The sequence below is a fragment of the Vibrio sp. Y176 genome (genome assembly GCF_033438945.1).
The window spans coordinates 1-636 of the sequence record NZ_JAWOQS010000698.1 but is presented as its reverse complement, the minus strand read 5'-3'; the positions used below and the strand labels follow the sequence as shown (position 1 = coordinate 636).

Genomic DNA, 636 nt, shown 5'->3' with positions numbered 1-636 from the left:
TATGACGTTGAGCTCTTCGTACATATCAAAAAAGCGAGATGAAAGACGGCCAATTTCATCATTGGTTCCGAGCTTTTCGATGTTGTCTCGCTGATTCGATTCTAGCTCACTGAGTTGTTTATCGAGGCGAGAGACTGGATGCAAAACGTAACGATAGAGCACTAAGACGATCAGCGTGATGGTACAAAATGCCGCGATACCAAAAGAAAGTGCAAGCTCTAGCCATACTTTGTCCACTTTGTTCCACATCAAATACTCCGCTGGGGAGAGCACCGCATAAAAGAGGGGCAGCAGTTCAATGGTTTGCGCAAGAGGGATGTCTAGATAAATGGGTTTATCGGCAAACGTAATCACACTATGAGTATCAAATTCGACGTCGTGTTTGATGTCGTTAAACACTTCTAAAGATACGGACACGACAACAAAAAACACGTTGCTAGGATCGAAGCTAACTGGCGGTGCGCCCGTTCGTTTATCAATGAGTTCGTATCGCAACAAGATGCTTTGGCCACTGGAGTTATAAATGAACCCTGTGTGGCTGTATTCACCACGAGCCGCGAAGCTGGTTGCTATGTACTCCAGCACCTTTGGGTCAACAACGCCGGACGATTCGTAATATTGGTTTTCGGTGTAATA

The 636-nt window shown here is 45.4% G+C and carries 1 pseudogene; it reads right to left on the bottom strand.

Annotated features, from left to right (window positions below):
* A pseudogene (locus R7O13_RS28140) lies at positions 1-636 on the bottom strand (diguanylate phosphodiesterase); the annotation flags it as partial.